Origin of the sequence: Croceivirga lutea (assembly GCF_014235875.1) — a bacterium.
Lineage (GTDB): Bacteria > Bacteroidota > Bacteroidia > Flavobacteriales > Flavobacteriaceae > Croceivirga > Croceivirga lutea.
On record NZ_JACJUK010000011.1, the window covers coordinates 65,473 to 86,991 of the forward strand.

Sequence of the window (21,519 nt, forward strand, 5' to 3'; positions counted from 1 at the left end):
TAATGTTATGCGAGTTTTTCAAGAAACACAGCGTTTTAATCAATGGTGGTTAAAAATTCTCAAATTAATGATGTTGGGGTTAATAATCTATTTGTGTTACCAATGGTTTTATCTAGAAAAACAGGCTAATAATATAGCAGCTGATGACACAACTGGTCAATTAGTTGTAATAGGTACGTTACTGCTTACAAGCGGATTATTTTATATTCTTCGTTTACGAACTAGCATTGATGAGCGGGGCATTCATTATCAATTTATACCTTTTCATTTTAAAGTAAAAACCACTACATGGAACAATATAGAAGCCTGTTTCACTAGAACATACGAGCCTATTAAAGAATTTGGTGGGTGGGGTTACCGTATTGGTTTTAAAGGTCAGGCTTTAAATGTAAAAGGTACTAAAGGAATTCAACTAGTTTTTAAAAATGGAAAAAAGCTTTTGATAGGCACCCAAAATCCTGAAGAGGCCCAACGTGTAATTGATAGATATTTTAAAAAAGAAATTGATAAAAGAATTCAACAGTAAATGATTTTACATAAAAAATGAAAGAATATAAAGTAGTAAGCTGGAAAATGGGGTTAAGTAACAATAACCAGCGTTTAGAAGATACACTCAACCAATATGCCCAACAAGGGTGGAGAGTAATACAAGTTGCTGAAAATTTTCAACGTGTAATTTTAGAAAGAGATAAAAACCGATGAGAAAGTTATTTTTTGTATTGTTCTTTGGAGCTTGGTTTTTGGGGTTTAACCAAGAGATAATTTCTGAAGATATTGCTATGACAAATGGGGCAATTGCGCTTCCTGGCACCCTAAGCTACCCAAAAACAGAATCACCTCTTCCACTGGTGATATTTGTTCACGGTTCAGGCAATGTAGACCGCAATGGCAACCAAGAACCTGTAATTAAAGCCAGTTATATTCAACAATTAGCGGACAGTTTAACCCAAAAAGGCATTGCATTTTATCGTTTTGATAAACGTACCGCTACAAAAACTAATCTACCTAAACTCAAGAACATAACTTTACTAACTTTCGTTGATGATGTAAAGCTTATTATTTCTCACTTTTCAAAAGATAATCGCTTTAAAAGCATCTCTTTACTTGGGCATAGCCAAGGTTCTTTAATTGGTATGTTAGCGATAAATGAAAAGGTACATACGTTTATCTCATTGGCAGGTCCGAGCCAAAGTATTGATAAGGTGCTCGTAGAACAATTAAGCAAACAAAATAAAGAATTAGCTACCAGTGCAGAAGCGCATTTACAAGAATTAAAAAAAACAGACACCATTAAAGCTGTGAATCCGTATTTAGTTCAATTTTTTGCACCTCAAAATCAAAAGTTTATAAAGAGTTGGATGCACTATTCTCCCGAGCAAGAAATGCAAAAAATAACTATACCCACGTTGATTATTCAAGGTGAATTAGATAGTCAAATACACAAAGATGCACCAGAAAACCTATTAGTTGCCCGCGCAAAATCGAGTAATACAGACGAAGACAACATAAAAATGGTTACAATTTCAAATATGAATCATGTATTAAAACATGTTGAAAATGAAATAGAAAATCAAGCATCTTACTTTGACTCTGATTTTGAGATAGCACCAGAACTAGTAACCTCCATCGCAAATTTTATTAAAAAGCATGGCTAAAAAAAAGGCATTTGCATTACGTTTAAATGAAGATATGTTGAAAGCTCTAGAAAAATGGGCATCAGATGAATTTCGTAGCACCAATGGTCAAATGGAATACCTGCTCATGAAAGCACTTAAAGAGGCTAAACGTGCACCTAAGCCTAATAGTAATGACGATGAGTAGGTTTTGTGTTTTTTTTAACGGAGTAAGTTGCTAAATTCGGGCCACTAACTCAAATTAACCTAATGACTAAGAATTACGCTTGGCTTCTTATTCTTTTTGTATTATCCGTTCATTCCCAAGACCAAAACAAATCATTCACCGTAAAATTCGTAGATGAATTTTTAAAAGTCGATGGCATTTTAGATGAATCTGTTTGGGACCAAGCCGAAAGCGCCAAAGATTTCTACCAATATTTTCCGACAGACACCATACAAGCAGCACAGCAAACAGCTATTAAAATGCTGTATAATAATACCACGCTATATGTGGGTATTAGAGCAAAATCTATTGGAGAAAACTATGCTACACGCTCGCTTCAACGCGACTTTAGAGGGGCTGGTATAGACCAAATTAGTCTTGTTTTTGATACGTTTAATGATGGTACACTAGCCTATCTTTTTGGCATTAACCCTTTTGGGGTGCGCAGAGAAGCACTAATCTCTGGTGGTGGCGGTGACCGTGATGGATTTACCACCTCTTGGGATGTAAAATGGAAGGGTGAATCTAAAATCTACGATGGTTATTTTACAGCTGAAATTGCTATCCCACTTACCTCATTTAAATTTAAAGAAGGAGAAACCAAATGGCGTTTTAATAGTTATCGTTTAGATATGCAGGCCAATGAAAGGTCAACCTGGATGCGTATTCCTCAAAATCAGCTCATATTTAATCTAGCTTTTATGGGAGATATGGTTTTTGAACGCGGGCTGGGAACCTCTAGAACACCATTGGCGCTCATCCCCTACATTAATGGCATTGCCGCAGAAGATTTTGAAAATAATGAATCGCTTACTAACGTAAAAGTTGGGGCAGACGCCAAAGTGGCAATTGGTAATAGTTTAAATCTAGATTTAACCATAAACCCAGATTTTTCAACCGTTGAAGTAGATAATTTTATAACGAATCTAACTCGTTTTGAAGTTGCCTTACCAGAAAGAAGACAGTTCTTTGTAGATAATAATGACCTTTTTGGAAGTTTTGGCGGTGGTAGAGATGCAAATCCGTTTTTCTCTAGAAGAATTGGTATTGCCAAAGATACTGCCGATGAAACCATTGAAAATAGAATTTTAGGCGGCTTACGTCTTAGTGGTAAACTCAATAGAAATCTACGTCTAGGCTTTTTTAATATACAAACCGAAAAAGACGCTGATAATGAAATACCCTCCAACAATAATATGATGTTGGCATTACAACATAAGGTATTTTCGCGTTCAAATGTTAGCTTTTTCTTTTTAAATAGACAGGCAGTTGGTTCATCTGATTTTGTACCAGAAGAAGAAGAATTTAATCGTGTTGTAGGTGTAGACTACAACCTAGCCTCTGAAGACAATAGTTGGATTGGTAAAGTATACGCTCATAAATCTTTTCAACCAGATGATAATGATGGTAATTATTCTGTCGGTGGTTTTTTAGCTAAAAACACGCGTAACTTTTCAGGTTTTGTTGATTTAGTTTCTGTAGATGAAGAATTCACATCTGATTTGGGTTTTATTCGACGTACAGATATTTTTAAAATGGCCAATAATTTTGAAGCAAGACTATGGCCAGAAAAGGGTAAGGTTAACCAATATCAAGCACAAGTTTTTCAGGTAGTTACGTGGCGCCCAAATTTAGATTTTCTCTATTCTGATTATAGGTTTTCAGTTGAAGGAACCGCTGAGTTTAGAAGTTTAGAACGTTTGCAAGCCAGATTTAGTAAGCGTTTTGTGTATTTAACAGAAGATGACACAGATTTCAATCCTACTGGTAATGATGATGCCCCTGGGCTTCCTACAAGTACGGGCTATCATTTCAACAGAGTAGAATTACAATTTCAATCAGACCAAAGAAAATACTTTAGTTATCGATTAGAACCAAGTTATGGAGATTTCTTTAATGGTACCCGTCTATCAATAGAAACCGGTTTTAACCTTAGATTTCAGCCAAAGGTAGAATTGGGTCTAAACATGCAGTATGATAGAATTGAGCTACCTGACCCTTACGGTAATGCAGATATCTGGCTGGTGAGTCCGCGAGCAACAATAACGTTTAGTAAGTCTATATTTTGGAGCACATTAATTCAATATAGTAATCAACGTGATAATTTGGGTATTAACTCACGCTTACAATGGCGATTTGCTCCACTTTCAGATTTATTTGTGGTGTATAACGATAATTATTTTGTGAATACGTTTATGCCTAGAAGTAGGTCTATTAATTTAAAACTTACGTATTGGCTTAATATATAAAAGGCTTTTAACTTACCAGAATTCTAAATTTAGAAAAAACTGAATAATGTTGTTTGATTACATCAGAAAAATACCGCTTTGCCTTCTTACTTTTTTCGTTACGATGTATTCATTCAGCCAAGACCAAACCAAAAAAATAAATGTCAAGTTCATCACGGAACGTATTATCCCAGATGGAGCTTTAGACGAAAATATTTGGAGTTTTGCTGACACGGCAGGAGATTTTTGGGAATATTTTCCACTGGACTCTATTCAAGCTAAAAAGCAATCTCAAATTAAAATACTTTACGACGAGAAGAATCTATATGTTGGAATAAAGGCGTATTCAAGTGGTAAAGACTATGCTACTCAATCACTACAGCGAGATTTTAGAGGAAGTGGAAGCGATAACTTTACGCTATTATTTGACACCTTCAATGATGGTACCAATGGTTTTTCATTTGGTATTAACCCCTATGGTGTGCGCCGTGAAGGTCTTATTGCAAATGGTGGTGCTGACCAAGATGACTTTAATCTATCTTGGGATGTAAAATGGAAAGGTGATGCTAAAATTTATGATGATTATTTCACGGCAGAAATGGTCATTCCTCTTACATCATTAAAATTTGAAGAAGGTGCTACTAAATGGCGTTTTAACTCCTATAGAATTGAAACACAATCTAACGAACGTAGCACTTGGTCAAGGGTTCCCCAAAATCAACTCATTTATAATTTAGCCTTTATGGGCGAAATCCATTTTGAGCAACCTCTTGGTAAATCTAGAACACCCTTCGCGATTATACCTTATGTAAACGGAATTAGTGCTAAGGACTTTGACAATGGTGAAAGCCTAGATGATATTAAAGTAGGTGCAGATGCCAAGGTATCCATTGGAAACAGCTTAAACCTGGACCTTACTATTAACCCCGACTTTTCTACAGTAGAGGTAGATAATTTTATTACCAACCTTACCAGATTTGAAATAGCACTGCCTGAGCGTCGGCAATTTTTTATAGACAACAATGACCTTTTTGCCAGTTTTGGAAATGGTTTTGATTTTAGTCCGTTTTTCTCTAGACGAATTGGTATTGCAAGAGACACCGTAGGTAACACCATAGAGAATAATATTATTGGTGGCGTAAGACTTAGTGGCAAACTAACAAACGATTTGAGAGTTGGGGTACTAAATATTCAGACAGCAGAGGATTTGGAAAACAGGATTCCATCAAACAATAACACCATGCTAGCATTACAACAGCGTGTTTTCTCACGTTCCAACATAGGTATATTTTTTATTAATAAAGAATCTTTTAAAGATTATGATTTTGTTGAACGGGAAGATGAATACAACCGTGTTGTAGGCGTTGACTATAACCTAGCATCCAAGGATAATACTTGGAATGGTTCCTTCATCACCCACAAATCATTTCAACCTGATGATAATAAGGGAAATTTTGCTACAAGTGCCCTAATTCGATATAATAAGAGAAAATTCAATGTATTTGCCAAAGGCACCTTTGTAGATGAAGATTTTCGTTCAGATTTGGGATTTGTACGAAGAACAGACCTATTTAAAACGCTCCTGAGCTTGGAACGCGTTTTTTGGCCGAAAAAAGGAATAATCCAGAACCACTCCCTTCGGTCATTCACGAACATACGTTGGAGTCCCAGCTTGGATTTTAAAAATACCGATTATGATCTTCAATACAGTTATGAAATTCAATTTAATAATCAATCGCAGGCACGAATAGAATACACAAATTCGTTTACCTTCCTTTTCGATACATTTGATCCTACACGAACAGAGGGCGCAATACCGTTACCCGCTAATCAAAATTATCACTACAATAGTGTACAAGCTGGATATCAATCTGATCAGCGAAAGCTTTTCTCCTATAATTTACAGTCTACTGTGGGGCATTTTTTTAATGGAAATAGATTTTCCATGGAAGGTTCCATGACCATGAGGTTTCAACCAAAAGCATCTATTTCTCTCCAATTTAATTATGACCAAATAGACCTACCCCAACCCTATTCCAGTGCAAAATTATGGTTGGTAAGCCCAAGAATGGATTTAACCTTTAGCAAATCTATTTTCTGGTCCACGTTAATTCAATATAGTAATCAGAGAGATAACTTGGGTATCAATTCTAGGTTACAATGGCGATTTGCACCACTTTCTGATTTATTTATAGTATACAATGATAACTATGCTGTAAGTCAATTTGAACCAAAATTTAGGTCAATTAACTTAAAATTGACCTATTGGTTAAATATTTAATAGAAATCGTTATTGGTTTTTTATTCTCGTTAATCGTAATTCCTTGTTAACCTCTACATCTACTTTTAAAGTAAAACTTCTTCACTACTTTAAATGAAGGCTTCATATTAACCTATGGTTTTGTATTTTGCTCAGTAACTAATTTCATATTTCAATCTATGAACCAACTACCTTTAACCAACGATACTGTTATACTTGGTTTACTTGCCTTATGCCTTGGTTTTGTTTTTTATACCGCATCTTTAGAAGGTAAATTTTGGAAAAAATTCTACGCCTTTGTACCAACGGTTCTTATGTGTTATTTGCTGCCTTCAATATTAAGTAGTACAGGTCTAGTATCAGAAAAAGACTCAAATCTTTACTTTATTGCTAGTAGATATTTACTACCAGCCGCATTAATTTTAATGACATTAAGCATTGATTTAAAAGCAATTTTAGGGCTAGGTTCTAAAGCCTTAATCATGTTTTTCACGGGTACATTTGGCATTATCATTGGTGGTCCCATTGCTATATTATTAGTCTCTATATTTTCGCCCGAAACAGTTGGTGGTGTTGGCCCTGATGCTGTTTGGCGCGGCCTTTCTACCATTGCAGGTAGTTGGATAGGTGGAGGTGCTAACCAAGCAGCTATGTACGAGGTATTTCAATACAATGAAGATAAATACGGACAAATGATTTTAGTAGATATTGTCATGGCCAATATATGGTTGGCAGTTTTACTTTTAGGGGTTGGCCGAACTGGTAAAATTGATGCATGGCTAAAAGCTGATAATTCTTCTATTGAAAGTTTAAAGCAAAAAGTTACTGAACATACTGAGCGTATTGCACGTATTGGCACTACAAAAGATTATATTTTAATGTTTTCATTGGCTTTCATTGGCGTTGGTTTAGCACATTTTTTAGGTAATCACTTTGCTGAATTTCTAGAAGCTAATTTTGAAGTTATTCGTAACAAAGAAAAAGCCCTATCCTCTTTAGGCTCAAAATTTTTATGGATGGTAGTTTTTGCCACCGCCTTTGGTATTGGAATATCTTTTACTAAAGCCAAAAATTACGAAGGCGCAGGAGCAAGCAAAATAGGAGGGTTATTTATTTATATTTTGGTGGCCACTATTGGTATGAAAATGGACCTAAGTGAGATATTTGATAATCCAGGATTATTGGTTGTAGGTCTTATTTGGATTGCTATACATGCAGGTCTATTAATTTTAGTGGCCAAACTTATCAAAGCACCATTTTTCTTTTTAGCAGTTGGTAGCCAAGCTAATGTTGGCGGTGCAGCTTCGGCTCCGGTTGTGGCGGCTGAATTTCACCCATCATTAACCTCGGTAGGTATTTTATTAGCCGTATTTGGTTATGTAGTTGGTACTGCGGGAGCCTATTTGTGTGCATTACTTATGGAAGTTGCTTCACAAGTTTAAAAAATAAAATGAGTACAGTAAAAAACAATCAACTTACATGGGATGAATTCATGAAAGTTGAAATGCGTGTGGGAACAATTATATCTGCAGAAGAATTTGAAGAAGTAAGAAATCCTGCCTATAAAATAATAATTGATTTTGGTGAGCTAGGTACTCGTAAAACCTCAGCTCAAATTACACAACTATACCGTCTTGAAAAATTAATTGGCAAACAGGTAATAGCGGTTATAAATTTTCCTCCCAAACAAATTGCAACTATAATGAGTGAATGTTTGGTTTTAGACGGCATTGGTGACCACAAAGAAGTAACCTTAATTCAACCTGAAAGAAAAGTCAAAAATGGCACCAGAATTGGGTGAAATATAATCTTTAAAATAGGAGTATTAGTAATTGTAAAATAACTCAAATGACAAAAACAACTATTGCAAAAGCATATTTAAAGCATTTAGAAAATGGCGATTTTGAAAAGGTTGTTGCGCTGTTTAATGAAAACGGTATGGTTGAGTCTCCTATTTACGGTCTAAAAAAAGCCGTTGACTTTTATTCGAATCTTAGTGCTGATACCTCTGCATCTAAACTCCATTTTAAAGCAATTTTTGAAGAAAAAACCAGAAACCATTTTGCTTTATATTTTGCCTATGAATGGACATTGAAGAATAATGAACAGGTAAAGTTTGACGTGGTTGATATTATTGAATTAGACAGTGATAACAAAATTGCTCAACTCAAAATTATTTATGATACTGTAGTGGCTAGAGGTATAATTGAAAAGCTTAAACAATAAAATTGTTAGTTAAATGCTGTTATGAGCTAACCTATTCCTCTGGTGCATATCAAAAAAAACAATAATTTATACTAGGAAATGACTCCCCGAATAGAAAATATTTCTACAAAAAAACTTATTGGACTCTCTACCAAAATGAGTGTAATCAATAATAAAACCGCGCAACTTTGGGGAGCTTTTGCACCAAAAATTTCTGCAATTGCAAATAGAGTATCAACAGATAAAATAAGTTTACAGCTGTACCCTGAAAATTATTTTAACGCATTTAATCCAAATACGGTATTCGAAAAATGGGCAGCGGTTGAAGTTGTTGATTTTGAAAATACTATTGAAGGCCTTTCCTACCTAATTTTAGAAGGTGGTAAATATGCCGTTTTTGAATACAAAGGTGCTAGTACTGATAGCTCTATTTTTCAATACATTTATTCAGAATGGCTACCTAAATCTATCTACAAACTAGATAACCGCCCTCATTTTGAAGTCTTAGGTGAGAAATATAAAAACAACGACCCCAATTCAGAAGAGGAAATTTGGATTCCTATTAATGAGAAATAACCAATATGTTGTAACTTTTAACATCAACTGATATTATGGAAGTTACAGCAGAAAAAAACGAGAAAGTTGCCAACATGATATTTGCTTCAATCTATCCACATTATCTAAATAGATTGGAGAAGAATGGCAGAACGCAAGAAGAGCTCAATAAAGTAATTCAATGGTTTACGGGTTTTGATAGTACCACCCTACAAACGCTAATAGAAGAAAAAGCAACCTTTAGAACATTTTTTGAAAAAGCACAAATAAACCAAAACGCTGACTTAATAAAAGGTGTGGTTTGTGGGTATCGTATTGAAGAAATTGCAGATGAATTTGATACTTACAAACAATGCAGACGACTAGAAAAACTTATAGATGAGCTTGCCAAGGGTCGTAAAATGGAAAAAATATTGCGACAACCCAAATAGTAATAGCTAACCCTTTTCTGCTTATTAATGTTAAAAGCATTGGTAATACAGAAAATGAATTTCCCCAATTAGATTTGGAATTATCTCATTAATCAAATTGCAATAAAAACCATAATGAAAGCTCTTACATTACGCCTCATCTTACTACTTCTTACAGTTAGTTTAACTCCTCTTTTTGCACAACATGAAACGTATTTAGATGAATACCTTGAGCGATTAGAAAATTCTAGAAAATATCTTATGCTCGTAGCTGAAAGCATGCCAGAAGAGCATTATCATTTTAAACCATCCCCAGAATCTTGGAGTTTTGCTGAGCATTTAATGCATATAGGTTGGGCAATGGACTGGCATTCACAATCTTTGTTAGGAGGTAGAAAAGCCCGAGATTGGAACACAGATACTGAACTAAAAGTGGCTAAGAAAACAAAAGAAGAAATGCTTACCACCATAGATAACACCTTCAAAATAACCATAGAATTCATTAAAAATTTTAACGAAGAAAAGCTTAATGAAAGACTCGATTATTTTGGAGCCGATAGAACTAAAAGACAAATTTTAATGCTTTTAACTGACCACATAACCCACCATAGAGCTCAAATGTTGGTTAGTATGCGTTTAAAAGGCCTAACTCCACCAAGGTATGTACTTTACCAATAATAGAATTTATTAATTAGTACCTTTTTACATTTAAAAAACTTTCGCTTAATCGAACCTAAAATGAAAAATTTAAAATATTTACTTACCCTTATTCTTGCATTCGTTTTTATAACGAATACCGCCCAAAAAAAACAACAAAAAATAGATTCTATAGGTGAGCCAAAAACATTTATCACCAACCACGCCATAACTAATGGAGGTCAAAAGGTCACCTACAAGGCAATTGCCTCTGAAACCTATTTAAAGGATAAGAACAATGCTCCAGTTGCTTCTATCTGGTCTGTGGCCTATATAAAGCAAGGCGTTACCGACCAAAAAACCAGACCGGTAACTTTTGTATTTAATGGTGGGCCCGGTTCTGCCTCTATGTGGTTACATATGGGGTTATTTGGTCCAGAGGTGGTAAAAGTTGATTCAGATGCAAAGGAAGATGATGGCGCTGCTCCTTATAATCTACAAACAAATACCAGTGGAATTTTTGATATTACCGATTTGGTTTTTATAGACCCTGTGGGTACCGGTTATAGCAAAGTTGTGGGTAAAGGAAAAACCGAAGATTATTGGGGCCTTAATGAAGATGCTAGGTCTATAGCTAAATTTATTAGGCAATGGGTAACAGAAAACAACAGATGGTTTTCTCCCAAGTATTTAGCAGGAGAAAGTTTTGGAACAACAAGAGCCGTTGCCGTAGCAAGTACTTTAGAAGGTGGTGGTCAAAATATGGCATTGAATGGATTAATTCTTATATCTCAAGCTTTAGATTATGCCGGCTCTACCTCTACTCATGATAATATAACCTCTTACATTACCTACTTACCAAGTATGGCAGCAACGGCTTGGTACCACAAAAAAGCAGGACAAGGAAAAACTCTAGAAAACTTTTTAGAAGAAAGCCGAGAATTTGCATACAACCAATATGCTCCCATTCTTTATAAGGGCTCACTAATTAGTGATGAAGAGCGTAATACCACTGCAGAAAAACTAAGTTATTTTACTGGTTTAGATAAAGATTATATCATAAAATCAAATCTTAGAATTTTAATGCATCGTTTTCAAAAAAATCTATTGGCAGAAGAAGGCTTAGCACTGGGTAGATTAGATGGTAGATTTATGGGAGACGAGGTAGACAAAGTTTCTGAAGGCCCACATTTAGGAGACGCCTCTAGTTATCAAATAAGTTCAGCATATACAGCTGCCTTAAACTATTACTTTGCTGAAAAGCTCAACATAAAAATGGATAGACCTTATCTTACCTCCAATAGCGAAATTGGCAGAAAATGGAATTGGCGTACCGTGCCAAAAGGAGCCTATTGGGAACCAACCCCAGTGAGTGTTTCTCGAAAACTAGCAGAAACCATGAAACGGAATACAAAAATGCAGGTTATGGTTGCCAGTGGATATTACGACCTTATTTGCCCATTTTTTGATGCTGAATTCACCTTCTCTAGAAATGGCATTGACTATTCTAAAATTACCATGAAGTATTATGAAGGCGGGCACATGATGTACACACATGAACCCGACTTTGAAAAGCTTCTCAAAGATATTCGAGAATTTATGCTGAATTAACAATTTGGTGAACTATAATCTTCATCAAGTTCAAATGTAACTTGCATTCCTAATTATAAAACTTTTAGCGATATTTGCCGCTCAAATTTTGAAGATGAAAAACGTATTTTTTGCTGTATTTAGCATAATGCTTTTAGTTGTGGCTTGCGGAGAAAACAAAACAGCTAACACTATGACCGTTAACGGTTCAATAAACGGATTAAAAAAAGGGAAGTTGTTTTTTCAAAAATTAACTGATTCTACGCTTGTAAATTTAGATTCTTTAGAACTTAAAGGTGATGGTAACTTTACCTTTTCTGTAGAAGTTGAAAGTCCCGAGATGTATTATCTCTATTTAGAAAAGGCTGATAATAATGATTTAAATGATCGCATACCTTTTTTTGGTGAACCAGGAGATATTACCATAAATACTGCATGGAATACATTTGATGTTGCAGCAGAAATATCTGGAAGCAGCGCTCATGAAAAATATGAAGAATTTCAAGAAATGATAACCCAATTTCATAAAAAGGACTTGGAACTAGCAAAAGCCGCAATGGTTATGGATTCAACCAAGTTAGATTCTTTGAATCTACGTTCAGAGACCAATCTCAAAAATAGGTACCGTTACGTTATCAATTTTGCTTTAAACAATTTAGACTCGCCTGTAACACCTTATGTTGTATTATCTCAAGCTTTAGACGCCAATCCTAGATATTTAGATAGCATTGCTAATTCTATGACCGCAGAGGTGGCCCAAACCAAATATGGTAAGGCACTAAAAACGTTTGTATCAAATAATTAAAAGCCTAGCCTTAATTAAGCAAGTTTATTAAGTTCTTCTATAAGTGAAGTAGTTTTATTGGCTAAATCTTGACGTATAGCTTTAAAATGAGCTTTAGTATTTTCTACGCCATTTTTATTAACCTTTTGCATTAGTTCATCAAAGACACCAATAGCTTTGTCAATCAAAGCATTACCTTCATCAGAATTTTTATTATTGGTATCATTTTCCCAAATGTATACGGCTTCGATAAAATCGCCTAATACAAAGTTGATGTCTTTTTTTAGTTCTCGTACGCTAGCCATGATGTAGTATATTTCTTTAAAAATACGATTAAATCGTAACTTCTAAAAGTGTAGCTCCAGAAGTTGCAATTTCTATTTTAGATGTTGAAGCGGGCAATAAAACGGTTTCTCCTTTTTTTACTTCGGCAGTACCCCAGTCATTTTTTATAGTAGCTTCGCCCTTTACACACATAAATATGGTAAAAGAATCTCTAGCTTTTACATCTTGCGTAAAATTAGCTGAAAGATGTAAATAATCAGTTTTAAAATATGGGCAATCAACCATTGAATTCACTGCGTTACTGTCTTTTGAATAAGAGACCTTAAAATCGTCTTTCTTCTCGTAGTCAATAGCATCAATTGCCAAATCAGTATGCAATTCTCTTAAATTACCGTGCTTATCTTTTCTGTTGAAATCAAAAACACGATAGGTAATATCAGATGTTTGTTGAATTTCTGCAAGCATAACACCAGCACCTATAGCATGAATTTTGCCAGTGTTTATAAAAAAGGTATCACCTTCTGTAACTTCCTCGTAATTTAAAAGGTCTAGTAGCGTATCATTCTCAAGACTTTCTATATAAGCTTGTTTTTCAACATTTTTATTGAAACCAACTATAAGTTTGGCACCTGGGTCAGCATCCATAATGTACCACATTTCAGTCTTTCCAAAAGAATTATGTCTTTCTTTAGCCAATTTATCATGCGGGTGTAATTGAATTGAGAGGTCTTGCTTAGCGTCAATAAATTTTATCAAAATTGGAAATTCATTTCCGAATCTATCTATAACACTTTTTCCCATTAACTCGGCCCCTCTTGTATCTATTAATTCTTGCAATGATGTTCCTTTTAAATCACCATTAGAAACAACAGATACGTCACCTTTTACTGCTGATAACTCCCAACTTTCACCCGTGGTATTAGTTTCACTTGGTTTATTAAACAAGCGTGCTAACTTATCACCGCCCCAAAGACGGTCTTTCATAATAGGCTGAAATTTAAGTGGGTATAATTGACTCATACTATTGTGGTTATTTTCTTACAACGTAAAACGAAGGATTTTGAGCAAAAGTATATTTTGCTCATAAATTTGATAGCAAATTAAAATTAGGAAACTGTAAACTTAGCCTGAAAAGGTTACAAAGTTTCTCGGGGTTTCATAGAGTGTAATTTCCAAAGCGTTATCTGCTTTAATATGAGGTCTTAAGCTATTAAAAATAATGACAGCTATATTTTCGGCAGTTGGATTTAGATTTCGGAATTCTTCAACCTGTTCATTAAGGTTTTTATGGTCCATTTTATCTTCAACGTGTGTTTTTATCAAGTCTTTTAACACTTTCATATCCATTACATAGCCCGTCTCTTTGTCAATCTCACCGGTTACACTTACAATTAAATCGTAGTTGTGACCGTGATAACGAGGATTATTACACTTACCAAAAATTTCCTGATTTTTTTCAAAACTCCAGTCATCTCTGTATAAGCGATGTGCAGCATTGAATGATGCCTTTCTACTAACCTTAACCTTCATTCTCTATATTGTTTGTGATATGATGATAAAACTTATCAAAAATAATTTTAAACCATGCTGTATACCTATCTGGATTATGTGCTATATCTTCTTTTATCTCTGATGGGTACATCCATTTCCAATCTGCAACTTCATCCGGATTAATTTTAGGTTCATTTTCAAAATAACCAACCATAACATGGTCTAATTCGTGTTCTGTTAAGCCATTATCAAATGGTGCTTTATAAATAAAAGAAAACAGTTCTGTTAACTCAGTTGAGAAGCCCATTTCTTCTTGTAGCCTGCGCTTACCAGCTTCTATATTAAGCTCACCATCTCGCTGGTGACTACAACAGGTATTGGTCCAAAGTAAAGGAGAGTGGTATTTGTGTGCTGCACGTTGTTGCAACATGGTTTGCCCCTTTTTATTCATTACAAACACAGAAAATGCACGATGTAAAAGGGCCTTTTCATGGGCTTCCATCTTGGGCATTAACCCAATTTTTTGGTTACTTTCATTAACCAACACCACTAATTCTTCTTCCATACGGCTAAAATATAATCTTAACTATTGGAAGAAGAATTAAAAATGATAAAATATTCTTATTGAATGATAATTTTAAAAGAATCTAGGTGATTTTAAGGTACCTCTGTTGCCACCTATAAAATCGTATCTAAGAATTAATTCAAAGGAGCCATTGTTAAAAGCGGTTGAACCTAGTTCTGTGATTTCTCGGTCATAAGCCATGGCAATCATTAATTGTTCATTTACATGAAAACCAGCCATTGCGCTCACTGCGGCATCCCATCTGTAGGCTACACCCCCAACAAAACGTTCACTATACATAAAGTTGGCTGAGAGGTCTAACTGTAAAGGAGCTCCCCTTACCATTTTAGATAATACAGCAGGTTTGAATTTTAAGTCAGGGTTTAAGTCCCAAACATACCCAGAAATAAAGTACCAGTTCATTTCTTCTTTTGCGGTAGATAATGAAGACGACTCAAAATGCGTTGTTTCTAATATTCTAGGAACAGAAAGGCCTGCATAAAATTTATCTGTATGGTAGTAAACACCAGCTCCAACATTTGGAGAAAACTTGTTATCTATATTCTGTTGCAATAAATCGTCTTGCCCCGATTGAAATTGATTTAATTTATTAAAATCAATATTCAATAAATGTGCACTAGGCTTTAGACCAAAACTTAATTGTTTATCAAAATCTAATTGTATGGTATATGAAATATCAAAATCTATGTACGTTTCAGCAGTTGGTCCTATAACATCATTAACCACAGAAATACCGCCACCTAAACCATTATAACCCAATGGTGAATGTAGGTTAAAAGTTTGTGTTTCTGGCGCTCCATCTAACCCTAACCACTGCGCTCTATACAAGGCCGCCACACTTAGGTGACCTCTGGAACCAGCATAGGCCGGGTTTACACTTACTGTATTATACATGTATTGTGTATACTGGGCGTCTTGTTGTGCATAGCTAATGCCAACAGTTGCTAAAAAAACGAGGAGTAGGTTTGTTTGGGTTCGTAGGATTTGGGCTAAAGTTTTCACTGTTTTATGTCATTTGTTATCTATTTATATAGATGTAACCAGAAATTTGTTTAGTTACACCGTTAGACAGTTCATAATCGATTATATAGAAATACGTACCAACTGGTAAGTTATTGTCTTGATCGATGGTTATTCGACCTTCGGACATACCATCAAAGTTATTTGTATCATTATGATAACCTTTAGTTTGGTATACCATAACACCCCATCTATTGTAGATGCGAACATGGTTACTTGGGTAGTTTTCAATGTTGCCAATTCTGAGGGTATCATGAACCCCATCACCATTTGGTGTAATTACATTAAATACTTCAAGGTCATCAACCACAGTAATTTCAAAATCTGGGTCTAGATAATCTGGTGTACCATCTTCATCTGAATCATCATCTGCAAAATTACCATTGGTATTTTCATCTTCACTTTCTGTTGGTATACCATCATCATCATCATCTTGATCTCTATAATCTGGAATACCATCATTGTCAGTATCTGGCAAGTCAGTAACCGGATTATCAATCTCATCATTTACATCAATATCAATTGTGGTGTCACCTTCATAACCATCATTTAGACCATCATTATCTTTATCAGAATCTAACCAAACTAAATCTGGCTCTCCATTTTGGTCAAAATCATTTCCTTCAATATTATCTGGAACTCCATCATTATCACTATCAGTATCCACATAGTCTGGTAAACCATCATTATCTGTATCTACTGGAAGTAAACCTGTAAAACCATTATCTTCATAAGCATCATCTAAACCATTACCGTTTGCATCTTGGTTTTGTGGCACTACGTAGGTTTCTGTTAATTGTGCTTCAATATTATCTGGAATACCATCATCATCACTATCAATATCTAGATAATCTGGAATACCATCTTCGTCAGTGTCTGTAGCATTAGTGCTTGGGTCATTATCACCGTCTAGATTTAAATCTTCAAAGCTATCGAGAATACCATCGTCGTCACTATCAATTTCAGTGACAGCTGGTTCTGTTACCGTAACTGTTATAGTTGCTGTATCACAATTACCATTATTGTCACAAACAGTATAATCAAATGAATCTGTTCCTATAAAACCAGCATTTGGTGTATACGTTATATCATCATCAGAAGGGTCGTTTGGTGTACCATTGTCATTTAAAACAACTGTTCCGTTTGAAGGGTCAGTAGCTTCAATGGTTCCAATATTTGGAATATCATTATCATTTCCAATCCATGCTATAGTTATATCTTGTTCTTGCTCTGTAACGGTTATATCGTCATTAGTGTCAAGTACTGGTATAATATCAACAGTTACCGTAGCAGTACTACAATCACCAAATTGGTTACATAAGGTATAATCAAAACTATCTGTTCCATTGAAATCTGGGTCTGGAATATAAGTAACTACATCGTCAAACGGATTATTAGGAGTACCATTATTATCTACTTGAACGTTACCATTTAAAGGTTCAGTAATTGTTAAACTACCAGAATCTGGTAAATCAGAATCATTATCAAAAATTGGAACAATTACAGAAGCATCTTCATCGACAGAAACAAAGTCATCCACCAAGTTGGCTGCTTGTGTCATACAAACCACAGTAAATCTAGGAAGTGCAATAGAATTACCTGCTTTTGTAATTGTAGCCACATAACGGGTTACATTTTCGTCTGCAATTACGGTAGGTCTTAATTGGTCTCCGCTAACTGGGGGTGACCATGAAACAGCTGCATTGGGTGAAACATTAGCCGTTATATCTAGTGTTACTTCATTAAAAGGAGCGTTACAATTGGTTACAATAAAATAACCTGTGGCATTAGAACCACATAGGGTACCATCGTAAGTTGCAAAATATACACCAGGCTGAGTTACCTCATAAAAAGAATCTGTACCTAAAACTGTTGTAGTATCAGAAGCTTCATACCAACGAAAATTGTTTTGGTCACTATCTGTTGGAGCTTGCAATAAATACTGTGCATTGGCTGTTAACCCCGTTAAAAACAGGATTAAAAAAGCTATATGTAGGTTCAGATTTTTCAAGACTTGGGCTTTGTTCTTATTTTACTACAAAAACAACATTTATTAATGCATTGTAATCTGCTGGGCTATTGTAAATTCTGTAGGTTAATATACCTGTTGCGCTTACACTCATATTTTGAACCGTTGTTCCGTTACCAAAAACCGATGGGTCTGCATAGGTAACATGATAATCTAATTCATTAGCAGCGTAAGTTGGTATTGTACCGGCACTACTGGCTACTGGTGTTCCAAATTGAGCTATATATTGATCGTATAAATTGATTGTTCTATTAGTTCCTGGGTCAGGACTTGAAGCGTCAATTGCAATAGATGGAGGATAAAAAACTCTTGAAGCTTTCAGAGAATTTACTTCAACTAAATCACCATCTGCTTCAACGGCCATTAAGGAAGTTCCTGTACCAGTTACAGCATTATTACCATAATCTGAAAAACGCACATTGCCACCTTCAACATCCAATCTTGCATCTGGTGTAGTGGTACCAACTCCGGTATCACCATCTGATTCTACTATAAAGTTGCCACCAGAATAGGTGCCGCCATCAGCTCCGGTTGCGCCTAATATTATACCGCCTTCTGACCAAAAGTCATTATCAGTAATATCCACACCCCATTGTGGAGCTCCTTCATCAGTTTTTCTACCAGAAATCCAATATTTGTTAGCTCCTGGGTCTATGTTGGTATTTGCTAATTCTATTAAACTAAAACCATCATCTCCGGCATTTATTGGTCCACTTTTTAATACTTTAAGTACGGAACTTTCATCTTGACCACCTCCACCAGTGTCTTGATCTTCAATGGTAAAAACATCTTTTTCTCCTGTAGTACCATCTTGTTGTATAAATAAGAAAGCATCATTATTAGAAATACTTCTTCCTTCCATGATCCCTGAGGGGCTTGCTGTACCTACACCAAAAGAACCATTTGTAAAACCTAAATCTTGACCGTTCATATCATAGGTGCGAGTTTCAGCAGCCTGAGTTAAATTGTTAGTAGCTAAGTTTTCACTGTTAGTTGCCAATTCTGCAAGAGCATCTTCAACATTAGCAGCAGCAAAATTTCCGCCGGCATCAGTAATACTAATCTCTGATGCATTTTGATTACCTACCCTAACCCAACCTTCAGAGGATGTATATCTGTAAATAACATCTTCATCTGTACTATAAACTAGAGCTCCTTCAGCTAATGGAGTTACTGCCTGAATTTGAGCAGTGGTTGCTGTTGGCATTCCGAATACAGAGTACTCGTCTATTTGTGCGTTTACACTAAAAACACAACTAAGAAATAATATTGTTATTACGATTTTTCTCATCTTATCGCTTTGAATTCTTTACAATTAGTTAGGCAATACAATTACGGTGAACATAAATTCTAGGTCTATATCATCCTTAGGTGTTGCTCCATTATCACTATCTCCAATGTTGACATTGAAACCTGCACCCGTTTGCCCGTAATATGAAATTCCAGGATCATCATAATTAGACCCGCCAGCAGGAGGACAATTACCACCACAGTCTAATACTGTTAATTGTATGATATAGTTAGTATTACCTAAAGCATTTGAAAAATTGATATTATAATCTCCTTCATTGGCTCTACCACTAGTTGTAGTATTAATACCGTAAGAAGAAGCTATAGTACCGTCACCTAAGATTTTTCCAGCTGCATAAATCGTTGGCATAGCTGCTAAATAAGCACCACCATTGGAACCTGTTGAAATCATATTATCTGATTCTGCACCTACGACATTAGCGGTATCTGTACCTCCACCTTCTTTAGTGTAAGTAATTTGTCCAGTACCAGCATTTTGTGACATACTTGTAACGGTTTCGTCAATGTCCACATTTGATACACCACCAGGTTCATTTAAGGTTGCAATTCTATTACCTGCTATTGTATTTGTAACCGCTAAATCATCATCAGCAATTGCATCTACATAGGCCTTTGTTGCTGCATCTGACGGCCCAGATGGAGTACCTAAATTTGTTATTGTAGTACCATTTGCATCTGCTCCTTCAGCCAGAACTTCTGTAAGATTTTGGTCGTCTGTTCCTGCTGCGGCTAATACCGTGGTAAAGTCTACAGTTTGTGTACCTCCGTCTTCTAACGTTAAGGTTAGTTCGTTGGTACCACTATCTAAACTAAAGGCCGTGATAGCTTGGTCATCAGTATTGTCTAAGAATGGAGTTAAATCTACTGTGCCTCCATCTTCTAATGTTAAGATATTTCCAGCGGCTAAACTTAACGCCTGGTCGTCTGTTCCTGCTGCGGCTAATACCGTTGTAAAGTCTACAGTTTGTGTGCCTCCATCTTCTAACGTTAAGGTTAGTTCGTTGGTACCATTATCTAAACTAAAAGCCGTGATAGCTTGGTCATCAGTATTGTCTAAGAACGGAGTTAAATCTACTGTACCTCCATCTTCTAATGTTAATATATTGCCAGCGGCTAAACTTAAAGCTTGGTCGTCTGTTCCTGCTGCGGCTAATACCGTGGTAAAGTCTACAGTTTGTGTACCTCCGTCTTCTAACGTTAAGGTTAGTTCGTTGGTACCACTATCTAAACTAAAGGCCGTGATAGCTTGGTCATCAGTATTGTCTAAGAATGGAGTTAAATCTACTGTGCCTCCATCTTCTAATGTTAAGATATTGCCTGCTGCTAAACTTAAAGCCTGGTCGTCTGTTCCTGCTGCGGCTAATACCGTTGTAAAGTCTACGGTTTGTGTGCCTCCGTCTTCTAACGTTAAGGTTAGTTCGTTGGTGCCATTATCTAAACTAAAAGCCGTGATAGCTTGGTCATCAGTATTGTCTAAGAATGGAGTTAAATCTACTGTACCTCCATCTTCTAATGTTAAGATATTTCCAGCGGCTAAACTTAACGACTGGTCATCTGTACTACCTGCAGCTAATTCTGATAAGGCTCCTTCAACATCTGTTGCTGTAAAGTTGCCTCCTGCATCTGCAATACTTACTTCTGATGCAGTTTGGTCGTCTGTTCCTGCAGCGGCTAATACCGTTGTAAAGTCTACGGTTTGTGTACCGCCGTCTTCTAACGTTAAGGTTAGTTCGTTGGTGCCATTATCTAAACTAAAGGCCGTGATAGCTTGGTCATCGGTATTGTCTAAGAATGGAGTTAAATCTACTGTACCTCCATCTTCTAATGTTAATATATTTCCAGCGGCTAAACTTAAAGCCTGGTCGTCTGTTCCTGCTGCGGCTAATACCGTTGTAAAGTCTACAGTTTGTGTACCTCCGTCTTCTAACGTTAAGGTTAGTTCGTTGGTGCCATTATCTAAACTAAAGGCCGTGATAGCTTGGTCATCAGTATTGTCTAAGAATGGAGTTAAATCTACTGTGCCTCCATCTTCTAATGTTAATATATTGCCTGCTGCTAAACTTAACGACTGGTCGTCTGTTCCTGCTGCGGCTAATACCGTTGTAAAGTCTACGGTTTGTGTGCCTCCGTCTTCTAACGTTAAGGTTAGTTCGTTGGTACCATTATCTAAACTAAAGGCCGTGATAGCTTGGTCATCAGTATTGTCTAAGAATGGAGTTAAATCTACTGTGCCTCCATCTTCTAATGTCAATATATTGCCAGCGGCTAAACTTAAAGCCTGGTCGTCTGT

Annotated in this window: 22 protein-coding genes; 14 read left to right on the forward strand and 8 right to left on the reverse strand. The window is 35.8% G+C overall.

Annotated elements, in window-relative coordinates; genetic code table 11:
* Window positions 1–7: 7 nt before the first annotated feature.
* The 14 genes from H5V42_RS14825 to H5V42_RS14890 all read left to right on the forward strand — a co-directional run bounded on the left by H5V42_RS14825 (window position 8) and on the right by H5V42_RS14890 (window position 12,528).
* Entirely contained in the window at window positions 8–526 is a 519-nt protein-coding gene (locus H5V42_RS14825) for a hypothetical protein (protein ID WP_185783960.1), read from the forward strand.
* Window positions 527–543: 17 nt separating this feature from the next.
* Complete coding sequence (locus tag H5V42_RS14830) at window positions 544–702, forward strand: DUF4177 domain-containing protein (RefSeq protein WP_185783961.1); 159 nt, start codon at window positions 544–546, stop codon at window positions 700–702.
* On the forward strand, window positions 699–1,655 hold the full coding sequence (locus H5V42_RS14835) for an alpha/beta hydrolase family protein (protein WP_185783962.1): 957 nt from the start codon (window positions 699–701) through the stop codon (window positions 1,653–1,655). The genes H5V42_RS14830 and H5V42_RS14835 overlap by 4 nt, the downstream gene beginning before the upstream one ends.
* Window positions 1,648–1,821, forward strand: a complete 174-nt coding sequence (locus H5V42_RS14840) for an Arc family DNA binding domain-containing protein (protein ID WP_185783963.1) — start codon at window positions 1,648–1,650, stop codon at window positions 1,819–1,821. Before H5V42_RS14835 ends, H5V42_RS14840 begins: the two co-directional genes overlap by 8 nt.
* Window positions 1,822–1,883: 62 nt before the next feature.
* Window positions 1,884–4,088 carry a DUF5916 domain-containing protein gene (locus tag H5V42_RS14845; RefSeq protein WP_185783964.1) on the forward strand — a complete coding sequence of 735 codons (2,205 nt, stop codon included), beginning with the start codon at window positions 1,884–1,886 and terminating at the stop codon, window positions 4,086–4,088.
* A gap of 103 nt (window positions 4,089–4,191) precedes the next feature.
* A complete protein-coding gene (locus H5V42_RS14850; RefSeq protein ID WP_185783965.1) occupies window positions 4,192–6,348 on the forward strand; it encodes a DUF5916 domain-containing protein in 2,157 nt (718 codons plus the stop codon).
* 158 nt (window positions 6,349–6,506) lie between these two features.
* Window positions 6,507–7,769 (forward strand): DUF819 family protein, encoded by a 1,263-nt coding sequence (locus H5V42_RS14855; RefSeq protein WP_185783966.1) that lies wholly within the window; start codon window positions 6,507–6,509, stop codon window positions 7,767–7,769.
* Between the two features lie 8 nt (window positions 7,770–7,777).
* A complete protein-coding gene (locus H5V42_RS14860) occupies window positions 7,778–8,128 on the forward strand; it encodes a tRNA-binding protein (protein WP_185783967.1) in 351 nt (116 codons plus the stop codon).
* Between the two features lie 47 nt (window positions 8,129–8,175).
* Entirely contained in the window at window positions 8,176–8,553 is a 378-nt protein-coding gene (locus tag H5V42_RS14865) for a nuclear transport factor 2 family protein (protein ID WP_185783968.1), read from the forward strand.
* Between the two features lie 78 nt (window positions 8,554–8,631).
* Window positions 8,632–9,108, forward strand: coding sequence for a GyrI-like domain-containing protein (locus H5V42_RS14870; RefSeq protein ID WP_185783969.1), 477 nt, complete (start codon window positions 8,632–8,634; stop codon window positions 9,106–9,108).
* A 35-nt stretch (window positions 9,109–9,143) separates the two neighbouring features.
* Window positions 9,144–9,518: a DUF2200 domain-containing protein gene (locus H5V42_RS14875; protein ID WP_185783970.1), complete on the forward strand. Its 375-nt coding sequence runs from the start codon at window positions 9,144–9,146 to the stop codon at window positions 9,516–9,518.
* A 114-nt stretch (window positions 9,519–9,632) separates the two neighbouring features.
* Window positions 9,633–10,175, forward strand: a complete 543-nt coding sequence (locus H5V42_RS14880) for a DinB family protein (RefSeq protein ID WP_185783971.1) — start codon at window positions 9,633–9,635, stop codon at window positions 10,173–10,175.
* A 60-nt stretch (window positions 10,176–10,235) separates the two neighbouring features.
* A complete protein-coding gene (locus tag H5V42_RS14885) occupies window positions 10,236–11,744 on the forward strand; it encodes a S10 family peptidase (protein WP_185783972.1) in 1,509 nt (502 codons plus the stop codon).
* A gap of 94 nt (window positions 11,745–11,838) precedes the next feature.
* Entirely contained in the window at window positions 11,839–12,528 is a 690-nt protein-coding gene (locus tag H5V42_RS14890; RefSeq protein ID WP_185783973.1) for a DUF4369 domain-containing protein, read from the forward strand.
* A 14-nt stretch (window positions 12,529–12,542) separates the two neighbouring features.
* On the opposite strand, the gene H5V42_RS14895 is transcribed toward H5V42_RS14890, so the two are convergent.
* From H5V42_RS14895 to H5V42_RS14930, 8 genes are all read right to left on the reverse strand, one after another.
* Window positions 12,543–12,812 (reverse strand): hypothetical protein, encoded by a 270-nt coding sequence (locus H5V42_RS14895; RefSeq protein WP_185783974.1) that lies wholly within the window; start codon window positions 12,810–12,812, stop codon window positions 12,543–12,545.
* A 28-nt stretch (window positions 12,813–12,840) separates the two neighbouring features.
* A complete protein-coding gene (locus H5V42_RS14900) occupies window positions 12,841–13,812 on the reverse strand; it encodes a type I phosphomannose isomerase catalytic subunit (RefSeq protein WP_185783975.1) in 972 nt (323 codons plus the stop codon).
* 102 nt (window positions 13,813–13,914) lie between these two features.
* A complete protein-coding gene (locus H5V42_RS14905) occupies window positions 13,915–14,322 on the reverse strand; it encodes a 6-pyruvoyl trahydropterin synthase family protein (RefSeq protein WP_185783976.1) in 408 nt (135 codons plus the stop codon).
* Window positions 14,312–14,848, reverse strand: a complete 537-nt coding sequence (gene idi, locus H5V42_RS14910) for an isopentenyl-diphosphate Delta-isomerase (protein WP_185783977.1) — start codon at window positions 14,846–14,848, stop codon at window positions 14,312–14,314. The genes H5V42_RS14905 and idi overlap by 11 nt, the downstream gene beginning before the upstream one ends.
* A 72-nt stretch (window positions 14,849–14,920) precedes the next feature.
* Entirely contained in the window at window positions 14,921–15,853 is a 933-nt protein-coding gene (locus H5V42_RS14915; protein ID WP_229665710.1) for a PorP/SprF family type IX secretion system membrane protein, read from the reverse strand.
* A 34-nt stretch (window positions 15,854–15,887) separates the two neighbouring features.
* The gene (locus H5V42_RS14920) at window positions 15,888–17,900 is read right to left on the reverse strand and encodes an Ig-like domain-containing protein (RefSeq protein WP_185783979.1); all 2,013 of its coding nucleotides are present in this window, start codon (window positions 17,898–17,900) and stop codon (window positions 15,888–15,890) included.
* 16 nt (window positions 17,901–17,916) lie between these two features.
* Window positions 17,917–19,209: a hypothetical protein gene (locus tag H5V42_RS14925; RefSeq protein ID WP_185783980.1), complete on the reverse strand. Its 1,293-nt coding sequence runs from the start codon at window positions 19,207–19,209 to the stop codon at window positions 17,917–17,919.
* A 24-nt stretch (window positions 19,210–19,233) separates the two neighbouring features.
* The coding region (locus tag H5V42_RS14930) for a beta strand repeat-containing protein (protein WP_206682556.1) at window positions 19,234–21,519 on the reverse strand (2,286 nt) is incomplete at its 5' end.

Excerpts from the sequence above, each read along its gene's own strand:
- H5V42_RS14825 (WP_185783960.1), top strand. The coding sequence starts at position 8 with ATGCGAGTTTTTCAAGAAACACAGCGTTTTAATCAATGGTGGTTAAAA.
- H5V42_RS14830 (WP_185783961.1), top strand. The coding sequence starts at position 544 with ATGAAAGAATATAAAGTAGTAAGCTGGAAAATGGGGTTAAGTAACAAT.
- H5V42_RS14835 (WP_185783962.1), top strand. The coding sequence starts at position 699 with ATGAGAAAGTTATTTTTTGTATTGTTCTTTGGAGCTTGGTTTTTGGGG.
- H5V42_RS14840 (WP_185783963.1), top strand. The coding sequence starts at position 1,648 with ATGGCTAAAAAAAAGGCATTTGCATTACGTTTAAATGAAGATATGTTG.
- H5V42_RS14845 (WP_185783964.1), top strand. The coding sequence starts at position 1,884 with ATGACTAAGAATTACGCTTGGCTTCTTATTCTTTTTGTATTATCCGTT.
- H5V42_RS14850 (WP_185783965.1), top strand. The coding sequence starts at position 4,192 with ATGTATTCATTCAGCCAAGACCAAACCAAAAAAATAAATGTCAAGTTC.
- H5V42_RS14855 (WP_185783966.1), top strand. The coding sequence starts at position 6,507 with ATGAACCAACTACCTTTAACCAACGATACTGTTATACTTGGTTTACTT.
- H5V42_RS14860 (WP_185783967.1), top strand. The coding sequence starts at position 7,778 with ATGAGTACAGTAAAAAACAATCAACTTACATGGGATGAATTCATGAAA.
- H5V42_RS14865 (WP_185783968.1), top strand. The coding sequence starts at position 8,176 with ATGACAAAAACAACTATTGCAAAAGCATATTTAAAGCATTTAGAAAAT.
- H5V42_RS14870 (WP_185783969.1), top strand. The coding sequence starts at position 8,632 with ATGACTCCCCGAATAGAAAATATTTCTACAAAAAAACTTATTGGACTC.
- H5V42_RS14875 (WP_185783970.1), top strand. The coding sequence starts at position 9,144 with ATGGAAGTTACAGCAGAAAAAAACGAGAAAGTTGCCAACATGATATTT.
- H5V42_RS14880 (WP_185783971.1), top strand. The coding sequence starts at position 9,633 with ATGAAAGCTCTTACATTACGCCTCATCTTACTACTTCTTACAGTTAGT.
- H5V42_RS14885 (WP_185783972.1), top strand. The coding sequence starts at position 10,236 with ATGAAAAATTTAAAATATTTACTTACCCTTATTCTTGCATTCGTTTTT.
- H5V42_RS14890 (WP_185783973.1), top strand. The coding sequence starts at position 11,839 with ATGAAAAACGTATTTTTTGCTGTATTTAGCATAATGCTTTTAGTTGTG.
- H5V42_RS14895 (WP_185783974.1), bottom strand. The coding sequence starts at position 12,812 with ATGGCTAGCGTACGAGAACTAAAAAAAGACATCAACTTTGTATTAGGC.
- H5V42_RS14900 (WP_185783975.1), bottom strand. The coding sequence starts at position 13,812 with ATGAGTCAATTATACCCACTTAAATTTCAGCCTATTATGAAAGACCGT.
- H5V42_RS14905 (WP_185783976.1), bottom strand. The coding sequence starts at position 14,322 with ATGAAGGTTAAGGTTAGTAGAAAGGCATCATTCAATGCTGCACATCGC.
- idi (WP_185783977.1), bottom strand. The coding sequence starts at position 14,848 with ATGGAAGAAGAATTAGTGGTGTTGGTTAATGAAAGTAACCAAAAAATT.
- H5V42_RS14925 (WP_185783980.1), bottom strand. The coding sequence starts at position 19,209 with ATGAGAAAAATCGTAATAACAATATTATTTCTTAGTTGTGTTTTTAGT.